The sequence below is a fragment of the Actinoplanes sp. NPDC049316 genome (assembly GCF_040677315.1).
Taxonomy (GTDB): domain Bacteria; phylum Actinomycetota; class Actinomycetes; order Mycobacteriales; family Micromonosporaceae; genus Actinoplanes.
The window spans coordinates 57,554-75,039 of sequence record NZ_JBFAQM010000025.1; the positions used below are offsets into that span (position 1 = coordinate 57,554).

Annotated in this window: 18 protein-coding genes; 10 read left to right on the plus strand and 8 right to left on the minus strand. The window is 72.7% G+C overall.

What is annotated here, in order from left to right; all coding sequences use genetic code 11:
- Nucleotides 1-7 precede the first annotated feature (7 nt).
- From AB0K03_RS30030 to AB0K03_RS30040, 3 genes are all read left to right on the plus strand, one after another.
- A complete protein-coding gene (locus AB0K03_RS30030) occupies nt 8-2,065 on the plus strand; it encodes an intein-containing Rv2578c family radical SAM protein (protein ID WP_364691539.1) in 2,058 nt (685 codons plus the stop codon).
- Nucleotides 2,066-2,134: 69 nt separating this feature from the next.
- Nucleotides 2,135-2,542, plus strand: coding sequence for a CoA-binding protein (locus tag AB0K03_RS30035; protein ID WP_364691542.1), 408 nt, complete (start codon nt 2,135-2,137; stop codon nt 2,540-2,542).
- A 500-nt stretch (nt 2,543-3,042) separates the two neighbouring features.
- On the plus strand, nt 3,043-3,549 hold the full coding sequence (locus AB0K03_RS30040; RefSeq protein WP_364691545.1) for a DUF4190 domain-containing protein: 507 nt from the start codon (nt 3,043-3,045) through the stop codon (nt 3,547-3,549).
- Nucleotides 3,550-3,887: 338 nt separating this feature from the next.
- Here AB0K03_RS30040 and AB0K03_RS30045 read toward each other — a convergent pair whose 3' ends face one another.
- Nucleotides 3,888-4,808: an SDR family NAD(P)-dependent oxidoreductase gene (locus tag AB0K03_RS30045; RefSeq protein ID WP_364691548.1), complete on the minus strand. Its 921-nt coding sequence runs from the start codon at nt 4,806-4,808 to the stop codon at nt 3,888-3,890.
- Between the two features lie 357 nt (nt 4,809-5,165).
- Here AB0K03_RS30045 and AB0K03_RS30050 point away from each other — a divergent pair, with 357 nt between their 5' ends.
- A complete protein-coding gene (locus tag AB0K03_RS30050) occupies nt 5,166-5,765 on the plus strand; it encodes a DUF4190 domain-containing protein (protein ID WP_364691551.1) in 600 nt (199 codons plus the stop codon).
- Nucleotides 5,766-5,903: 138 nt separating this feature from the next.
- Here the strand turns inward: AB0K03_RS30050 and AB0K03_RS30055 are convergent, their stop codons facing one another.
- The gene (locus AB0K03_RS30055; RefSeq protein ID WP_364691554.1) at nt 5,904-6,539 is read right to left on the minus strand and encodes a hypothetical protein; all 636 of its coding nucleotides are present in this window, start codon (nt 6,537-6,539) and stop codon (nt 5,904-5,906) included.
- A gap of 69 nt (nt 6,540-6,608) precedes the next feature.
- Nucleotides 6,609-7,556 carry a DMT family transporter gene (locus AB0K03_RS30060; protein WP_364691557.1) on the minus strand — a complete coding sequence of 316 codons (948 nt, stop codon included), beginning with the start codon at nt 7,554-7,556 and terminating at the stop codon, nt 6,609-6,611.
- Nucleotides 7,557-7,683: 127 nt separating this feature from the next.
- Here AB0K03_RS30060 and AB0K03_RS30065 point away from each other — a divergent pair, with 127 nt between their 5' ends.
- Nucleotides 7,684-8,382, plus strand: a complete 699-nt coding sequence (locus AB0K03_RS30065) for an HAD family hydrolase (protein ID WP_364691560.1) — start codon at nt 7,684-7,686, stop codon at nt 8,380-8,382.
- Nucleotides 8,383-8,413: 31 nt separating this feature from the next.
- Entirely contained in the window at nt 8,414-8,914 is a 501-nt protein-coding gene (locus AB0K03_RS30070) for a hypothetical protein (RefSeq protein WP_364691563.1), read from the plus strand.
- Here AB0K03_RS30070 and AB0K03_RS30075 read toward each other — a convergent pair whose 3' ends face one another.
- The gene (locus AB0K03_RS30075; protein WP_364691565.1) at nt 8,915-9,793 is read right to left on the minus strand and encodes a PhzF family phenazine biosynthesis protein; all 879 of its coding nucleotides are present in this window, start codon (nt 9,791-9,793) and stop codon (nt 8,915-8,917) included.
- A 34-nt stretch (nt 9,794-9,827) separates the two neighbouring features.
- Here AB0K03_RS30075 and AB0K03_RS30080 point away from each other — a divergent pair, with 34 nt between their 5' ends.
- From AB0K03_RS30080 to AB0K03_RS30090, 3 genes are read left to right on the plus strand one after another with little or no spacing between them, the layout of a single operon-like run.
- Nucleotides 9,828-11,123, plus strand: a complete 1,296-nt coding sequence (locus AB0K03_RS30080) for a magnesium transporter MgtE N-terminal domain-containing protein (RefSeq protein WP_364691568.1) — start codon at nt 9,828-9,830, stop codon at nt 11,121-11,123.
- A complete protein-coding gene (locus AB0K03_RS30085) occupies nt 11,120-11,653 on the plus strand; it encodes a DUF1003 domain-containing protein (protein WP_364691571.1) in 534 nt (177 codons plus the stop codon). The genes AB0K03_RS30080 and AB0K03_RS30085 overlap by 4 nt, the downstream gene beginning before the upstream one ends.
- Before the next feature lie 21 nt (nt 11,654-11,674).
- The gene (locus AB0K03_RS30090) at nt 11,675-12,823 is read left to right on the plus strand and encodes an Mrp/NBP35 family ATP-binding protein (RefSeq protein WP_364691573.1); all 1,149 of its coding nucleotides are present in this window, start codon (nt 11,675-11,677) and stop codon (nt 12,821-12,823) included.
- Between the two features lie 210 nt (nt 12,824-13,033).
- On the opposite strand, the gene AB0K03_RS30095 is transcribed toward AB0K03_RS30090, so the two are convergent.
- Nucleotides 13,034-13,447 (minus strand): preprotein translocase subunit TatB, encoded by a 414-nt coding sequence (locus AB0K03_RS30095; RefSeq protein ID WP_364691576.1) that lies wholly within the window; start codon nt 13,445-13,447, stop codon nt 13,034-13,036.
- Nucleotides 13,448-13,475: 28 nt separating this feature from the next.
- Nucleotides 13,476-14,741: a trypsin-like peptidase domain-containing protein gene (locus AB0K03_RS30100; protein ID WP_364691579.1), complete on the minus strand. Its 1,266-nt coding sequence runs from the start codon at nt 14,739-14,741 to the stop codon at nt 13,476-13,478.
- A gap of 259 nt (nt 14,742-15,000) precedes the next feature.
- Between AB0K03_RS30100 and AB0K03_RS30105 the strand changes: the two genes are divergently transcribed.
- Entirely contained in the window at nt 15,001-15,609 is a 609-nt protein-coding gene (locus AB0K03_RS30105; protein WP_364691709.1) for an O-methyltransferase, read from the plus strand.
- Here AB0K03_RS30105 and AB0K03_RS30110 read toward each other — a convergent pair.
- Together AB0K03_RS30110 and AB0K03_RS30115 are read right to left on the minus strand one after the other, a co-directional pair.
- Nucleotides 15,599-17,008, minus strand: a complete 1,410-nt coding sequence (locus AB0K03_RS30110) for a leucyl aminopeptidase family protein (protein WP_364691582.1) — start codon at nt 17,006-17,008, stop codon at nt 15,599-15,601. The two genes, AB0K03_RS30105 and AB0K03_RS30110, sit on opposite strands and share 11 nt — an antisense overlap.
- Before the next feature lie 76 nt (nt 17,009-17,084).
- Complete coding sequence (locus AB0K03_RS30115) at nt 17,085-17,252, minus strand: DUF3117 domain-containing protein (protein ID WP_015625691.1); 168 nt, start codon at nt 17,250-17,252, stop codon at nt 17,085-17,087.
- Nucleotides 17,253-17,486 lie beyond the last annotated feature (234 nt).

Sequence of the window (17,486 nt, forward strand, 5' to 3'; positions counted from 1 at the left end):
CTTCGCCATGCGATGGTCTCACCTGTCGGCCCCGGCCGGCGACGACTCGCTCCTGGACGCACCGCCAGCGGCCTCACCCCTGCCGCTGGCGGTGCCCGGGGCGACCGTCCGCACGTTCGACACCCCGGGCTTCGCGGGCATGACGTTCTACGAGATCCGGGCCAAATCGATCATCAACCGCGTGCCCGGCGCCTCACGCGTGCCGTTCGAATGGACCGTCAACCCGTATCGAGGCTGCTCGCACGCCTGCTCGTATTGCCTGAGCGGTGACACCCCGATCCTCCTGGCGAACGGCTCCACGCGGCCGCTGTCGCAGCTCAAGGTGGGCGACGCGGTGCTCGGCACGATGGGGGCAGGCGCCCATCGGCGGTACGTGGCGACGACGGTGCTCGACCACTGGTCCACATCGAAGCGCGCCTTCCGCGTGACGCTGGCGGACGGCACCCGGCTCGTGGCGAGCGGAGACCACCGGTTCCTCACCGATCGCGGCTGGCGGCACGTCAGCCCCGCAGAGCCACATCTGCCCGCTCTCGCCGTCGGCGACCGCATGTCCGGCGTCGGGCACTTCGCGGATCCGCCCAAGGAGTCCCCCGACTACCAGGCGGGCTACCTCTGCGGACTCATCCGGGGCGACTCCTGCGCTGCCCCGTCCGGCCCGCGCGAAGGCGACGCGTGGATCCGCGCGGACGCGTACCTCGACGATGTCCCCATGCACCAGGCGCTGCGCTGGCCCGACATGCCGACCGGCAGCTGGTATCGCGGGTTTCTCGCCGGGGCGTACGGATCCACCGGGTCGGCGGATCGCCTGGCGCTCGTCTTCACCAGCCGCGACCGCGGCTTCCTGGACCGGGTGACGGAGGCGCTGACGCATCTGGGCCTGCCCAGCCGCCGCCCGCCGCACACCCAGCTCGGCGGGGTCCACACGGTCGAGATCACGCGGGACCTCTGGGCCGCCCTGCGGTTCCGGCACATGACCGGAGTCAGCGAGGCGCCGCTCGACGCGGCCGGCATCGGCGTGCGCAGCGACGCCCAGCTCACCGTCGCGGACATCGAGGACCTCGGCCTCACCCTCCCGCTGTACGACATCACCACGGGCACCGGGGACTTCATCGCCGACGGGGTGGTCAGCCACAACTGCTTCGCCCGCAACACGCACACGTACCTCGACATGGACGCCGGACACGACTTCGACTCCAAGGTGGTCGTCAAGGTCAACGCCGGCGAGCTGGTCCGGCGCGAGCTCGCCGCGCCCCGGTGGACCGGCGACCACATAGCCATGGGCACCAACGTGGACGTCTACCAGCGCGCGGAGGGCCGCTACCGGCTGATGCCGCAGATCCTGTCGGCGCTGCGCGACTTCGCCAACCCCTTCTCCATCCTGACGAAGGGGACGCTGATCCTGCGTGACTTGAAGCTGCTCGAACAGGCGGCGTCCGTCACCCGGGTCGGCTTGTCGTTCTCCGTGGGTTTCGTCGACGAGAACATATGGCGCGCGGTCGAGCCCGGCACGCCGAGCCCGCGCCGCCGGCTGGACGCCGTACGCCGGCTGACCGACGCGGGGTTCGCGGTGAACGTGCTGATGGCACCGATCCTGCCGGGTCTCACCGACACGGACGAGTCGATCGACGAAACCGTCGCCGCGATCGCCGCATCCGGCGCGACCGGTGTGACTCCCCTGGCCCTGCACCTGCGGCCCGGCGCCCGCGAGTGGTACGCGGCCTGGCTGACGCGCGAGCACCCCGAGCTGGCGTCGCGGTACAGGGAGCTGTACCGCGGCGGGTCGTACCTGCCGCAGTCGTTCCAGAACGAGATCACCGCCCGGGTACGGCTGGCGGCACGCCGGCACGGGCTGCACCGACCAGGTCCGGCCGAGGCCCGCCGGGTTCCGGCGGCGGCGCGGCGAGACCCGGCCGAGGCGCGGCAGGTCCCGGCCGAGGCGCGGCAGGTCCCGGCCGAGGCGCGGCAGGTCCCGGCCGAGGCGCGGCAGGTCCCGGCCGAGGCGCGGCGGCTTCCGGCGGTCGGGCCGGTCGATGATCGGGTTTCCCAGCAGTTGACGCTGCTGTGAGTGGCCGCGCAGACCGCCGGCGCCGGTTGTTCACCTCGCCGTGGCCGCGCCGGTGACTAGAGTCGAGGGATGAGAAGTGCTCAGCAGATCCTGGCGGAAGCGCACGTCATCGCCGTCGTCGGCGCTTCTCGTGATCCCTTCAAGCCGGCGCACTCCGTGCCGCTGCAGATGCTCCGGCACGGCTGGAAGATCATCCCGGTCAACCCGTTCGTGGACGAGGTGTTCGGGGTGAAGACGGTGCCCACGCTGGCCGACCTGCCCGAGCCGGTCGACCTCGTCGACATCTTCCGCCCGGCAGCCGACGCCGTGGACATCGTGCGACAGGCCGCGGCGATCAACGCGCCCGCGGTCTGGCTGCAGACCGGCATCGTGTCGGCGGAGGCCCGGCGGATCGCGACCGAGGCGGGCATGGACTACGTGGAGGACCGCTGCCTGGCGGTGGAACGAGCCGTCGGCAACCTGACGAAGCTGAGCTGACCGGGGCTTGGCCTTCCTGCCCCGTCGCTTGGCGGAGGCGGCGTAGTCTGAGCTTCGGGTCACGTCCGGGCGGTTCTCACCCAGCAGTGCGGGTCACTTCGCCGGGACCGTCGGACCAGCAGCGCAGGCGCCGCCCGGCCGGTGGGCCCAGCAGCGCAGGCGCCGCCCGGCCGGTGGGCCCAGCAGCGCAGGCGCCACCCGGCCGGTGGGACACGCAGCGCAAGCGCGGTTCACCGCGGAGCCCGCTGGACCACCAGCGAGGGCTCGCCGACGGGTCGCCCGACCGGTGACGCGGGTCGCCGCCCGACCGGCATTGCGGATCGCTACCGGGCGACCGATGGCGTCCGGAGAGGGCTGCGGGCGGCTTGACCGGCGTTCCGGCGGCTTCCGGACGGCTCGATCGGGGCGTGACGTGGGACGCCAGGGTCAGACACGCAGGCGCGGGTGCCCCGATCGCGGCTCCGGCTAGTACGGTGCCGGGTGAACTAGGAGGACCTTGAATGACTTACCCGCCGCCCGGTGGCACGCCGGACCCATATCAGCCGCAGCAGCCCTACGGGCAGCAGCCGTCGTACGACCCCAACTCGCCGTACTCGCAGGATCCGTACGCGGCTCCGGCCAGCGGTGCGCCGTCGAGCGGGCAGCCGTACGGGCAGCAGCCGCCGTACGGGGCGCCGTCGAGCGGGCAGCCGTACGGGCAGCAACAGTACGGGCAGCCCGGCTACGGCCAGCCGTACGCGCAGCAGCCGTACGGGCAGATGCCCGCGCCGACCAACACCATGGCGATCCTCAGCCTGGTGTTCGCCTTCGTGTTCGCGCCCGCCGGGATCGTGATGGGGCACGTGGCGAGGAAGCAGATCCGCAACACCGGCGAGTCCGGTGACGGGCTGGCGACGGCGGGGCTCTGGCTCAGCTATATCTTCACCAGCGCGTACCTGCTCTTCTGCGCCGCCTACTTTCTCCTCGTGATCTTCGCGATCGGCTCGAGCAGCACGTCGACGTACTGACGCGGGTACGCCCGGCGGACCACGGTACGCCGGGCCTCACCCCGTACCCGGGCCGCGCCGCGACCTGCGAGCGCGGGCGAATCTGCGCCGCCGGCCCTGCAATCAGCGCCAGCCCGGGCCGTCACCGACAGCCCGGCCCGGGGTAACGCCCGGCCCGACATGGGGCAAGCCCAGCCCGGCGCCCGGCGTGGCGCCCGGCCCGGCGTGGCGCCCGGCCCGGCGTGGCGCCCGGCCCGGCCCGGCGCCCGGCCCGGCGTGGCGCACGACCCGGCGTGGCGCACGACCCGGCGTGGCGCCCGGCCCGGCGTGGCGCACGACCCGGCGGCCCGGACCGGCGGTCAGCGGAACTCGGCCTCGCGGACGCTGTTGCCGCCGTCCACCACCAGCATCTGGCCCGTGATGTACGAGGCCGCCGGCGAGCACAGGAACGCGATCGCCGCCGCCACCTCGTCCGGGGTGCCCGGGCGGCCGATGGGGGTGCCGAGGCCCTGCTTGATCTCCGTCACGGTGGACGCCGCCGTGTAGATGGTGCCCGGGGCCACGCAGTTGACGTTGATGCCGTCCGCCACGAGCTCCATGGCCAGGGCCCGGGTCAGGCCGACCACGCCGGCCTTCGCCGCCGCGTACGCCGCTTCGGTGGGGAGGGCGTTGATCGGGCCCGCGGTCGCGGCGAGGTTGACGATGCGGCCCCAGCCCTGCTCCGACATGCCGCCTACGAAGGCGCGGCTGCACAGGAACGCCGTGCTCAGGTTGCGGTCGATCTCCGCTCGCCATTCGTCGTACGTCAATTGGGCGACCGGGCGGAGGACCTCCGGGCTGGTGCGGCTCGCCAGGCCGGCGTTGTTCACCAGAACCTCGACGTCGCCGAGCTGGTCGGCGATCGCGTCGGCGAGCGCGCCGACCTCGGCCTCGTCGGTCAGGTCCGCGACGAAGCCGGTCACGCCGAGCTCCGTCGCCCGTTCGTGGATGCGGCGGGTGGTGGACACGATCGCCACCCGGGCGCCGAGGTCGCGCAGCCGGCGCGCCGTCGCGTACCCGATGCCGTCCGGGCTGCCCGCGCCCGTGACCAGGGCGACCTTGCCGTCCAGGCGCAGCGTCACCGGGGCCTCCTCCGCTTCCGTGGCGGAGTCCTCGAGCGTCGCCGCGACCGGCTCGGACTCGGCGGCGGTGGTGGCGGACCGGGGCCGGCGTCCGGCCGCGGGACGCGTCGCGTCCCGCCTCGACCGGCTGCCACTCGCGGAACGGGCGTCGAAGACCATGCGGCGATCCTGCCCGCTCCCGCGCACGGGGGCAAACATCGCCCCGCACGTGGCGTACGCCGGATCTGCTCATCCGGCCCGGCATGGACGATTCGCCCGGCGCCTGCCAAGAACGGTCGGCGAACGGGCCGACACGAAGCGCGATCGGTCGCGGCCGGCGACGACGCATCGGGTGATCACCTGACGAGGCTGATGACACAGGCTTCTACCCTGGGGGGAGCGACCCGAGGGCTGGATCACTCGGGCCGCACTCGAGGGGAGGACCTCTCGGGCCGCACTCGAGAGCTGGACCTCTCGGGCCGCACTCGAGGGCGGGACCTCTCGGGCCGCGACTCGAGGGCTGGACGGAGGCATGACGTGACCTACCCACCGACGTCCGGCCCGGACGGCACGTACCCGCCGCCGCCGGACCCGCCCGTGCAGCCCTACCAGCCGCCCGGTCTCGAGCAGCCGGGCCTCCAGCAGCCCGCTCCTCAGCCGTCAGGGCAGCAGCCGCACCCGTCGTACCCGCCGCCTCATGACCCATACCCGCCGGCTCATGACCCGTACGCGGCGGCGCCTGCGCCCGCTCCGTATACGCAGGCGCCGCAGCCGTACGCGCCCGCGCCGCAGCCGTACGCGCCGGCGCCGCAGCCGTACGACTTCGGGTACCCCGGCAGCCCGTACGGGTATTCGCAGGGTCCGCGCCCGACCGAGGGTCTCGCGGTCGCCTCGCTGGTCGTCTCCTGCGCCTCGATCGCCGGGCTCTGCGGCTGGGGGATCGGCGGCTTGCTCGGCATCCTCGGGGCGATCTTCGGGCATGTCGCGCGGCGGCGGATCCGCCGGTCGGGAGCGAACGGGGCCGGGATGGCGCTCGCGGGCATCATCATCGGCTGGATCGTCACGGGCATCGCGGTGATCGGGACGGTGCTGATCGTGATCGCGATCGCCACGGACAACTCGAGCAACACCTTCTGACCCGCGCAGCGCCGGAGACATCCGCACAGCGCCGGAGAGATCCGCAGAGCGCCGGTCGGAGAGATCCGCACAGCGCCGGGTCGAGAGATCCGCGCGGCGCCCACGAGCGGCCGCTCAGCCGGGCGGCTGAGCGGCCGCTCAGCCGCCCGGCTGGGGCGCGGTCGGGAAGCCGTCGCCGGGTCTCGGCGTGACCGGCCCCTCCGCCACGAAGATCAGCGGCGCCCTGCGGCCGTAGTGGCGGGGCAGGTCGTGGCGGGCGCGGGAGACGTCCTGGGTGCCGATCTCGACGCCCGCGCCGTCGTGGCGGGATGCGATCGAGGAGATGCGGACGCCGCGGGCGCGCCATGCTTCGAGGTCGGCGCGGACGCGGTCGTGCCAGGCCGTCAGGTCCTGCAGGCTGTACGGCGCGTCGCGGACGAAGATGCAGGTGTCCTCGGCCGCCTGGCGGATGAAGTCGTCGAACGGTGCGGACGGCACGCGGTAGACGATCGCGCGTACCCGTTGCTGGTCGACCTCGAGGCCCGCGTAGCTGGCGGCGTGCTCGGCGCGGCCGCCCGCGTCGATGCGGTTCATGGCCGCCGCCAGGGCGGCGGGGGTCGCCGGCATGGTGTGGCCGCCCACGGTCACGGTCTCGGGGGTACGCGTGAACTCGCACCCCGCCGTGGTCCAGCCGCCGACGAGGCCGGGCTGCGGCGCCTCGGGGGGTTCGCAGGCCGCGGTCATGAGCACCGCCCCGAGCAGCAGCACTCCGAGCACACATCGACAGCGGCGCATCGCATCCCCCCTCTCTACCGCGCCGGGCGGCAGTTCGCCAAGGTTCAACGACACCCGGAGGGGAAAGGGTCAGGCCTGTTCCGGGTCGGCCGCCTCGGCCAGCGACGCGGTGGCCGGCCGGCCGTTCCACTTCCGCGCACCGCCGAGGATCACCACCGCAACCCCGGCGACCAGCACCGCGAGCCCCGGCAGCGACTCGGCGCGGGGCACCTGCCCCAGCCACAGCCACGCGAGCAGGGCCGCTCCCGGGACCTCCAGCAGGATCAGCACGCTGACCGTCGTGGCGGACACGTGCTGCAGCGCGTAGTTGAACATCGAGTGGCCCAGCAGCTGGGCTCCCACCACCAGCGCGAGGATCGCCGCCCACGTACGGCCGTCGTAGCCGGCGAGGCGGACGCCGCCGATCAGGCACACCGCCAGCAGCACCGCGGCGCACGTCCCGTAGCAGGTCCAGGTGTAGGTCGTCGTGCTCAGCCGGGCGCGGGCCCGTTCCCCGAACGCGGTGTAGACCGCCGCGGCCATGGCGCCGATGAGCGCGAGCACGTCGGCGAGGACCGCCTGCGCCGAGACGCCGACGTCCACCCCGGTGGCCCAGCCGACCCCCGCGACGGCCAGCACGATGCCGATCCAGGCGGTACGCGACGGTGCTGCGCTGCGGCCCCCCACGGCGACGGCGATCAGGCCCTGCCACACCGGCTGGGTGGCGACGAGGGCCGTGGCGGTCGCCACCGAGCCGAGCTGCACGCTGGGCATCCAGGTGGAGAAGTGCAGGGCCAGCGCGAGGCCCGCGAGGACGCAGTACATGCCGTCCTTGCTGAGCAGCGTACGGACCTCCGCCCGGCGGGGGCCGGCGCTGATCGGGGTGAGCGCCGCGAAGGCGAGGCTGTTGCGCCAGAACGCGATGGCCAGGGCCGGAGCCGCGGCGAAGGCGATCAGAGGGGCCGAGGAGGACACCGCCAGGACGGCGACAGTCAAGGCCGCAACCGTGAGCAATCCGGGTGTTGAGCGTGCATTCATCCCTCGGGGTCGCTTTCCGCAGATCGGCACGTCACAGTTTGTCGACCTCGTTTGAGCGGAAAGTGATTCTGTCGTTACGCTCGCCGCCGGTACTCATCGGTCAATGCCCCTGGAGAGTGATTTCTAGATGCCCGCGTACCAAGCGGTGCTGTTCGACTTCTTCGGCACGCTCACCCGGTCCGTCAAGCGCGGGCCGCAGCACGCCGAGATCGCCCGTGCCCTCGGGTGCGATCCCGACGCCGTGCTGAACGTGCTGGACCGCACCTTCCAGGTCCGGGCCCGGGGCCAGTTCGGCTCCGCGGAGGCCACCCTACGATGGGTCACCGAGCAGGCCGGAGGCAGCCCGCGCCCCGCTCAGCTGCGGGCCGCCGTGCCGGCCCGGGTGGACGCGCTGCGCGCCGACACGGAACTGCGCGCGGACGCTGAGAGCGTTCTCACCACGCTCAAGAGCCGCGGCCTGCGCACGGCCCTGATCAGCGACTGCACCCACGAGCTACCGGCCTTCCTGCCGAGCATGCCGATCGCGCCGCTGCTGGACGTCAACGTCTTCTCGGTCGAGGTGGGCCGCTGCAAGCCGGACCCGCTGATCTACCTGGAGGCCTGCTGGCGGCTGCAGGTCGCGCCGGAGGACTGCCTGTACGTGGGCGACGGCGGCAGCCGCGAGCTCACCGGCGCGGCGGCGGTGGGCATGACACCGGTCCGGCTGAACGCCCCGGACCTGGCCGACCACCTCGTGTTCAACCGCGACGACGACTTCGCCGGCCCCAGCGTGTCGTCGCTGTCCGCGGTCGTCGATCTGCTGGACCGCGTCCCGGCGTTGAATTGAGCGGGCACCGGCGGGCTGAGAGGATGGGCCGGTGACGACGGAGCTCGTGGCCGAGGCCATCAAGAAGGCCGCCATCGCCTGGATCAGCGTCGACGGCGGTCCCGCGCTCGGCCTGTGGGTCATGCCCCTGGACGGTTCGCTGGTCGTGGTGAGCGGCCCCGGCGAGCAGCCGGCGCCCGGGCTCGCCGAGGCGCAGTCCGTGCAGGTGCGGCTCCGCGGCGACACCGGCGGTCTCATCGTGCTCACCGACGCGCGGGTGGAGCGCCTCACCCCCGGCAGCGAGGCCTGGGCGGAGGTCGCACCCCAGCTGGCCGGCAAGCGCCTGAACGCCGCCGGCACCACCGAGGAGGTCGTGGCGCGATGGGCGGAGACCGGTTGCGCGGTCGTCCGCCTCACCCCCGCCGAATCCGCGCCGATCGCCGCTCCCGGCCTGCCCGACGGCTCCGGCGCCGCCGCGCCGCGGGAAACCCCGGCGAGGGTCCCGGTCCGTCGCCCGTTCCGTCTTCATCGGGTACGCCGGAAGCGCGGCTGATCACCCGACGAAGGGCGGCACCGAGATCTCGCCCGTCGCGACCGGCACCACGTGGCCGGAGACGGTCGCCGAGGTCGCCTCGCCGCCGGAGGCGGTGACAGTGCACTCGAGCAGCGACGGCCGGTGCATCTCGATCCCCTGGTGCACCGTGTACGCCGAGGTCTCGTCGCCCGGCAGCCATCCGTTCGCCACCAGCCACACGCCCAGCCCCAGCGCCGCCGAGCCCGTGGCCGGGTCCTCCGGCACGGAGACGCCCGGGCAGAAGACGCGGGCCCAGGCCGTACGGGTGTCGGCGTCCCACGCGAAGACGCTGATCTGGGAGACGCCCTCCTTCGCCGCGCGCGCCGCGTCCGCCCATGCGCGGTCCAGGGCCCGGCGCTGCACCGGCAGGAACACGAATTCCAGCCCGCAGCCGGCCGTCGAGGGACGCGCCGAGCCGCCCGCGTAATCGTCGGCGGCGAGCCCGGCCAGCTCCAGCAGGGCCGCCGGCTCCCGCGGGCTCCCGAGCGTGGGAGTACCGCCGGTCAGCGTCGCCGACCCCGCGTCCGTGACCTCGATGGGCAGCAGACCCGCCCCGCACTCCTGCACCACCCGGCCGTGCGCCGCGAGTCCACGGCGTACCGATGTCACCGCCGCGCCGACGCTCGGGTGACCGGCGAACGGCAGTTCCGTCTCCGGGGTGAAGATCCTCGCCCGGTAGGTCGCCTCGATGTCGGTCGGCGGCAGGACGAACACGGTCTCCGAGAGGTTGAACTCCCGGGCCAGGGCCTGCATCTGGTCAGCACCGAGAGCCTCCGCCCCGAAGACCACCGCGAGCGGGTTGCCGGCGAAGGGGCGGTCGGTGAACACGTCCACGATCTCGTACGCCACGGTAGACACAGCTCGACGCTAGCCGACGGCCTAGGCTGGTGCCGTGACCATGGGGACGAGGGTTTATCTGGCGCGGCTCGCCGCTCTGCCGGTGTTCGACCCCAACGGCGACCGCGTCGGGCGGGTCCGCGACGCCGTCGTGCGGCTGCGGACGACCAACCGGCCGCCGCAGGTCGTCGGGCTGGTGGCCGAGATGGCGCTGCGGCGGCGCATCTTCCTGCCCATCGGACGGGTGACCTCGATGGACGCCGAGGCGGTGGTGCTCAGCACCGGCACGCTGAACCTGCGCCGGTTCGAGAAGCGCCCCAACGAGCTGCTCGTGCTCGAGGACCTGCTGGACCGCCGGGTCACCGTCGAGCCCGAGGACCGCAACGGGCCGGGGCAGAGCGGCACGGTCGTCGACCTCGCCATGGAGCTCAACCGCAACAACGAGTGGCTGATCACCCGGGTCGCCGTGCGGGAGCACACCGGCCGCCTCACCCGGCGCGGGCACACGTACCAGGTCGAGTACGACCGGGTCCGCGGGCTCGTCGGGCCGACCGACACCCAGGGCAGCGCCAACCTGGTCGCGCTGCTCGAGCAGATGCGCCCCGCCGACATGGCGAACGCCCTGCAGGATCTGCCGGACGCGCGGCGCAACGAGGTCGCCGCCGCGCTGAGCGACCGTACGCTCGCCGACGTGCTCGAGGAGCTGCCCGAGCACGACCAGGTGGAGATCCTCGTCCGGCTCGACCGGGAACGAGCCGCGGACGTGCTCGAGCGGATGGACCCGGACGACGCCGCCGACCTGCTGGCCGAGCTGCCCAAGGCGGAGCAGACCATCCTGCTGGACCTGATGGAGCCCGAGGAGGCCGCCCCCGTCCGGCAGCTGATGAGCTACACCCCGGGTACGGCCGGATCGGTGATGACGTCCGAGCCGGTGATCCTGACGCCGGACGCCACGGTCGCCGAGGCGCTGGCCCGCATCCGGGAGCCGGAGCTCTCCCCGGTCGTGGCCGCGCAGGTGTTCGTGGCCCGGGCGCCCTCGGCGACGCCCAGCGGGAAGTATCTCGGCATGGTGCACTTCCAGCGGCTCCTGCGCGAGCCACCGTCGGCGATCCTCGGCGGCCTCATCGAGACCGACATCCACCCGCTGCAACCCGAGACGAATCTCACAGAGATCACCCGGCGGATGGCGACGTACGACATGGTGGCGATGCCGGTGGTGGACAGCTCGTTCCGGCTGGTCGGGGCCGTCACGGTCGACGACGTGCTCGACCACGCCCTGCCACGCGACTGGCGTGACCGCGACGTCCAGGACATCGAGCCCGCCGGCCTGCTGCCCGGGGTCGAGCGATGACGGACCTGCGCAGCAAGCGGATCGAACGGCTCGACCAGCCCGTCGAGCCCGGCCGCGTCCGGCTGCCCCGGTTCGACCCGGAGGCCTTCGGCCAGTGGTCGGAGAACATCGCCCGCTACATGGGTACGGCCAAGTTCATCGTCTACATGACCGTGGTCATCGCGGCCTGGTTCGCGTGGAACACGCTGGCGCCCGAGAACCTGCGCTTCGACCCGTACACGTTCACGTTCCTGACCTTGATCCTGTCCCTGCAGGCGTCGTACGCCGCGCCGCTGATCCTGCTCGCGCAGAACCGGCAGGCCGACCGCGACCGCCTCGCCATGGAGGAGGACCGCCGGCGGGCCGCCATGCAGAAGGCCGACACGGAATACCTGGCCCGCGAGATCGCCGCCCTGCGCATCGCTCTCGGCGAGGTCGCGACCCGCGACTTCCTGCGCTCGGAGCTGAGCCGGCTGGCCGACGAACTGGACGAGGCGGCACACCGGCGGCAGAAGCTGGAACGCAAGGAGTGGGAAGAAGAGCACTCCTGACACAGACGTAAGCTTGTCGACATGTCCGCACCCGCCCCCGCCATCGAGGAAGCCGTCCAGGCGGCCCTCGCCACGGTCGACGACCCCGAGATCCGCCGGCCGATCACCGAGCTCGGCATGGTCAAGGGCTTCACCGTCGCCGGCAGCAAGGTCACCGTCGAGCTGCTGCTGACGGTCGCCGGCTGCCCGCTGCGGGACAAGCTGAACACCGACATCACCGCCGCCGTGACGAAGATCCCCGGCATCGACTCGGTGGAGATCGACTTCGGCGTGATGACCGAGGAGCAGCGCAAGGCCCTGCAGGCCACGCTGCGCGGCGGCGGCCAGAGCGCCGAGCCGGTCATCCCGTTCGCGCAGCCGGGCTCCAAGACCCGGGTGTACGCGGTGGCCAGCGGCAAGGGCGGCGTCGGCAAGTCCAGCGTCACGGTGAACCTCGCCGCGGCCCTGGCGAAGCGCGGCCTGTCGGTCGGCGTCATCGACGCGGACATCTACGGCCACTCGGTGCCCCGCATGCTCGGCGCCGACGGACGCCCCACCCGCGTCGAAGACATGATCATGCCGCCGCAGTCGCACGGCGTGAAGGTCATCTCGATCGGCATGTTCACCGCGGGCAACGCGGCCGTCGTCTGGCGCGGCCCGATGCTGCACCGCGCGCTGCAGCAGTTCCTCGCCGACGTCTTCTGGGGCGACCTGGACGTGCTCCTGCTCGACCTGCCCCCGGGCACCGGCGATGTGGCGATCTCCCTCGCCCAGCTCCTGCCGAACGCCGAGATCCTGGTCGTCACCACCCCGCAGGCCGCGGCCGCCGAGGTGGCCGAGCGGGCCGGCGCGATCGCCATGCAGACCCACCAGCGCCTCATCGGCGTCGTGGAGAACATGTCCTGGCTTGAGCTGCCCGACGGCACCCGCATGGAGGTCTTCGGCGCCGGCGGCGGCCAGACGGTCGCCGACTCCCTCACCAAGACCGTCGGCGCCTCGGTGCCGCTGCTGGGCCAGATCCCCCTCGACACCCGCGTCCGCGAAGCCGGCGACGCGGGCACCCCGATCGTCCTCGCCGACCCTTCGGCTCCTGCTGCGGCGGCCCTCTCCGCGGTGGCGGACCGTCTCGCCGTCCGTCGCGAGTCCCTCGTCGGCAAGCCCTTGGGGTTGATGGTCAACGCTCGGCGCTGATTGCGCTGGGGGCGTTTTTGGCGGGGATCACCTCACTCCGGGCGGTCAGGCTTGATCCCTGCGTGAGGCGATCCCCGCCAAAAACGCCGTCGTGGTTCCGGTGGGCGATTGACCGGCGGCTTTTCAGCTTCGCAGCGCGCGTGGCACAGAAGAGTTACGTGGCAGCCTGACCGCCCGGAGTGGGCCAATTCCGCCCCAGAAGCGCCCGGGCTACGTCGCGTCGATGTCGAAGGACGCGGAGGCGGGCTTCGGCGCAGGCGCAGAGGTGGGTGCGGAGGGGGACTTGATGTCTGCGGCGGCGGCTACCTCGTTGAGGTCGGATTTGACGCCGTTGAGGTCGGATTTGACGTCCTCGAAGAGGCCTTGGAGGGGCTTGCGGATCGCCGCCTCGTCCTCCTCGCTCAGCAGGTGTTTGCGGATGAACGCCTTGGGATGCAGGTCCTGCAGCTGGATGTCCGTGCCGAGCTCGCGGCTCAGGTCGCTGGTCGCGTTCTGGGCCATGGCGCGCAGCCCGCGGAGCATGCGCAGGCCGTCGCCGATGACCTTGGGCAGGCGTTCGCCGAAGATGAGCAGCGCGAGCATCAGCAGCGCGCCTATCTCCCACCAGTTCAGGTTCTCGAACATGGCGGCCTCCCCTGCCCGTGAGGGCCTCTCACTTCGCGTCGGCTGCCAAGGTTACTGACGCCGTCTGTGTGCCGGTGCCCCGGCGGTACTCCACCGAGACGGTGGCACCCGGGGCGTACTTGCGGACCAGGGCGATCAGGTCGGTGCCGTCCTCGAGGACGTGCCCGTCGATCTTCGTGACCACGTCGCCGGATTTCAAGCCCGCGGCCGCCGCCGGGCCCGCCGGCTGAACCGCGCGCAGCCGCGCCCCGGTGGAGCCGCTGGAGCCCGTGGAGCCGCCGGCGGAGACCTCCGCGCCGATCACCGTACGCCGGGCCTTGCCGGTGTCGATGATGTCCTCGGCGATGCGCCGGGCCTGGTTGATCGGGATGGCGAAGGCCAGGCCGATGTTGCCGGCCTCGGTCTCGCTGCCGCCCACCGAGCGGATCACCGAGTTCACGCCCACGACCCGGCCGGCGGCGTCGACGAGCGGGCCGCCGGAGTTGCCCTGGTTGACGGCGGCGTCGGTCTGGATGGCCGCGTAGTAGCGGGTCGTGCCGCCCGGGTCGCCGGCCTGGATGGTCCGGTCGAGCGCGCTGACGATGCCCTGGGTGACCGTGTTGACGAGGGCCAGCGGCGAGCCGAACGCGAGCACCGGGTCACCGACCGCGATCGAGTCGGAGTTGCCGAACTGGACGGCGGGCAGATTGCTCTTGGAGACCTTGATCACTGCGATGTCCGACTCGGGGTCGCGCCCCACCAGGGTCGCGGGCGCCGTGGAGCCGTCGCTGAACGACACCGACATCGTCTTGCCCGCGCCTTCGACGACATGGTCGTTGGTGATGACGTAACCGTCCGCGGACGCCACGAAGCCGGAACCGATCGCACCCGTGACCCGCACCGTGACGACGCTGGGCAGGACCTGCTTGGCGACCCCGCCGAACGACTCGGGGGCACGCTGGGCGGCGCTAGGGGCCGCCAGGGGTGCGCCGCCGAGCTGGGTACCGCCGCCGCCGACGCCGCTGCGGGTCGCGAACACGTACCCGAGGGTGCCGCCCAGCCCGCCCGCGAGCAGAGCCGTGAGCAGGCAGATCATCAGGATCGGCGTGAGCGAGCGGCGGGGCGCGTCGGGGTCGGCGACCGGCTCGGGCGCGGGCCCGGTGCTGACCGGCGCGCTCGGCACGACCACGGCGGACGGCGCGTACGGGTCGCGCCACGGGTCGGCCAGCGCATCGGACCACCAGGGCGAGCCACCCGACGCCGGAGGCCCCGCCGGTGGTGGCTGAGGCCGGCGCCAGTTCCAGCCGTCGGTCACGTGGGTGCCTCCACTCGTCGTCCTCGGAGCCCGAGGGCTCCCGCCCTCCAGGATGACACGGATCGGTGGCGGTCATCCGCTCTGTGCGGTCCCCTGCGGGTCTCATCGCCGCTTTCCGCCACCGAAGTCCCGGTGCGCGAAGGGAGTGCATCGCTCTACGCTCATACCCGATGTGCACCGGTTGTCTTCCGCGCATCCCACACGGAGGTTCGTCATCGTCACCGCAGCCCGCCAGCTCGGCACTCCCAGCGCGCAGTCGATGCAGTTCGCGGAGGCGTACGCCGCCGAGGACATCGTGCTGCAGACCGCCCGCAGCCTCGCCCGTGAGGTGGGGCTCTCCTGCGTGACCCCGGGCGCGGGGTCCGTGCTCAGCCTGCTGGCTGCCGCGGGCAGCGCCAAGGCGGTCGTCGAGATCGGCACGGGTACGGGGGTCAGCGGCGTCTGGCTGCTGCGCGGCATGCGGCCCGACGGCGTGCTCACCACGATCGACGTCGAGAACGAGCATCAGCGCATCGCCCGCCGCATCTTCCAGGAGGCCGGCTTCGCGGCTTCCCGCACTCGCATCATCACCGGCCGGGCCCTCGACGTCCTGCCCCGGCTCGCCGACGGCGTCTACGACCTGGTCTTCGTCGACGCGGACGCCACCGAGTTCGGGGCGTGCGCCGAGGCGGCGCTGCGGCTGCTGCGCCCGGGCGGCGTCCTGGTGGTGAACGGCGCGCTGGCCGGTGGCCGGATCAGCGACCCGTCGGCCCGCGACGCCGACACGATCACGATCCGCGAGACCGTGAAGGCGGTCCGGGAGTCCGAGGAGTGGATCCCGGCCCTGATCCCGGCGGGCGCCGGCGTCCTCGCCGCCGTCAAGCGGTGAGGTAGCGCAGCAGCGTACGGACGCCCCAGCCGGTGGCGCCCTGCGTGAGGTCGTCCTCGTGCTTCTCGGCCCAGCTGGGTGCCGACATGTCGAGATGCGCCCAGCTGCCGACCTTGTCGCCGAGGAACTCGCGCAGGAACAGGGCAGCCACCACCGAGCCGGCACCGCGCGTGGGTGAACTGTGCCGGTCGGCGATGTCGCTGTGCAGGTATTCCACGTAGTCGTCCGGCAGCGGCAGCCGCCACATCCGCTCTCCCGCGGCCCGCCCGGCGGACTCCAGGGCGGCGGCGAGGTCGTCGTCGTGGCTGTAGAGCGCCGCGGTGCGCTTGCCGAGAGCGACCGAGTTGGCGCCGGTCAGCGTGGCCAGGTCGAGCACCACGTCGGGGCTCAGCCGGGCGACGGCGTACCCGAGGGCGTCGGCGAGGACGAGCCGGCCCTCCGCGTCGGAGTTGGTGGTCTCGGTCGTGCTGCCGTCCCACTGGGTGATCACGTCACCCGGCCGGTACGCCGAGCCGCTCACCGCGTTCTCCGCGAGCGGCACGAGCGCGGTGACGCGTACGGGAAGACCCAGGTCCGCCGCCGCCAGCGTGGCGGCGACGACGGCCGCCGCACCACCCATGTCCTTCTTCATGAGCTTCATGCCGTCGCGGTTCTTGATCGAGAGGCCGCCGGTGTCGAACGTGATGCCCTTGCCGACCAGGACGACGTGCCGGGTCGCGCCCTCGGGCTGCCAGGAGAGCTCCACCAGCCGGGGCGGGGTCGCGGAGCCACCGCCGACGGCCAGCAGGCCACCGAAGCCCTCGGCCCGCAGCTGCTCCGGCTCGCGCACGGTCACGGTGAGTCCCGGGCGTGTCGCCGCCTCGCCCACGATCTGTCCGGCGAACCAGGCCGGGTTCTTGACCGAGGACGGCATGTTGGTCAGGTCGCGCGCGAGCCAGGTCGCCGCGGCGGTCACCCGGGCGGTCGCCAGGCTCCCGGCGTACGCGTCAGGGGTTGAGGTCTGCAGCGTGACCTCGACGGACCGGGGGCTGTCGACGGCATCGCGGAACCGGTAGGCCGCGAACCAGATGCCTTCCGCCAGGCCGCGCACCGCCTCAGGCGCGACTCCCTCGGGCAGCACGACGTGCAGCGCCTCGCCGGCCGGCACGGAACGGATCGCGGCGCAACCGGCCGCGCGCCACCCGGCTTCGTCGCCGGCGCCGACCCCGGCGATCACCACCTTCGCCGGGGTACGCAGGGGACGCGGCATCACCTGCGCGGCGCCCGCGCGTCCCGGGTCCTCGGCCGTGCGGTGCAGCTCGGCGGTCTCGTCGTCCCCGCCCGCCAGAACGCCGGACGCGTCCGCGGCGAGCACGCAGGTTCCGGGCTGCGGCGTGGTGACCAGGCGAATCGCGAACACCGAAGGATGACCCTTTCGCGAAGACATGGAAAGCCCGCCGGTACGGCGGTACCGTACCGGCGGGCCACGTGAAACGTCAGCCGGCGATCGCCTTCAACGCGTCACCCAGCGCGTTGGCCTCGTCCGGAGTCATCTCAACGACGAGACGGCCACCACCTTCCAGCGGGACGCGCATGACGATGCCGCGCCCTTCCTTGGTGACCTCCAGCGGACCATCGCCCGTCCGCGGCTTCATCGCCGCCATCTTGTCTCCCCTCAGACCTACATCAGGGACGGTGGGTTGCCCCACAGCCAATTCATCACGCCCTGTGCTCAGCCCCACAGTGCGCCGTACTCGTTGCCGACCGCCGGGATCGCGCCCGCTGGACCGACCCGAGACCGCAGCGTTGCGGGCCTCGCCACAAGGTCACGCGACGGGGCCCACCGTGCCGATCAAACATTTTCCCTGATGAACACCGGCGAACCCAAACCCAGCCCG